Genomic DNA, 1148 nt, shown 5'->3' on the forward strand with positions numbered 1-1148 from the left:
AAGCGGTCGCCGCCGACGGCCCAGCGGCCGCGGCGCATCACGGCGACCAGGTCGTAGGTGTCGGAGTCGAGGACGACGAGGTCGGCGAGCTTGCCGGTCTCCAGGGAGCCGACCGAGTCGGCGAGGCCGAGCAGGCGGGCCGGGGTGGCGCTGAGCGACTCGACGGTCTGGGCGAGGGACAGGCCGTTGACGGTCACCGAGCGCTTGAAGGCCACGTCCAGGGTGAGCGTGGAGCCGGCGATCGCGCCGCCCTCGACCAGCCGGGCGACGCCGTTCTCGACGCGGACCTGGAGGGGGCCGAGGGGGTAGAGGCCGTCGCCCATGCCGGCGGCGCCCATGGCGTCGGTGATGAGGGCGACCCGGTTGGCGCCGGCGGTGCCGTAGGCGAGGTCGAGGACGGAGGGGTGGAGGTGGACGCCGTCGTTGATGAGTTCGACGGTGACGCGTTCGTCCTCCAGGAGGGCGACGATGGGGCCGGGGGCGCGGTGGGCGATGCCGGGCATGGCGTTGAAGAGGTGGGTGGCGACGGTGGCGCCGGCGTCGATGGCTTCGAGGGTGGTGGCGTAGTCGGAGTCGGTGTGGCCGACGGCGGCGATGACGCCGAGGTCGGCGAGCATGCGGACGGAGTCGAGGCCGCCGGGGAGTTCGGGGGCGAGGGTGACCATCCTGGCGTGGCCGCGGGCGGCGTCGACGAGTTTGCGCACCAGGGCGGGGTCGGGGTTGCGCAGCAGGTCGGGGCGGTGGGCGCCGCAGCGGTTGTGGGAGATGAAGGGGCCCTCGAAGTGGACGCCGGCGAGGGTGCCGTCCTCGGCGAGTTCGGAGAGGACGGCGGCCTGGCGGGCGACTTCGTCGATCTCGCCGGTGACGGTGGAGGCGACGGTGGTGGTGGTGCCGTGGGCGAGGTGGGTGCGGGCGGCGTGCAGGGCCTCCTCGGCGATGCCGGAGGCGTAGGAGGCGCCGCCGCCGCCGTGGACGTGCAGGTCGACGAAGCCGGGGACGACGGTGTGGCCGGTCAGGTCGAGGTCGCCCGGTTCGGCTTCACCGCCGCTCGCCGCGGGGGAGAGGGCGGCGATGCGCTCGCCCTGGACGGCCAGGCGGCCGCCGTCGACGACCCCGCCGGGCAGGACGAGCCGGGCGCCGGACAGGGC

1 protein-coding gene is annotated in these 1148 nt (G+C 75.1%); it reads right to left on the reverse strand.

Features of this window, described 5'->3' with window-relative positions; translation table 11 throughout:
- Positions 1-1145, reverse strand: a 1145-nt coding sequence (gene nagA, locus ACFY2K_RS43485; protein ID WP_387718682.1) for an N-acetylglucosamine-6-phosphate deacetylase, incomplete at its 3' end; no start/stop codon positions are given.
- Positions 1146-1148 lie beyond the last annotated feature (3 nt).

The organism is Kitasatospora sp. NPDC001309 (assembly GCF_042896295.1).
Lineage (GTDB): Bacteria > Actinomycetota > Actinomycetes > Streptomycetales > Streptomycetaceae > Kitasatospora.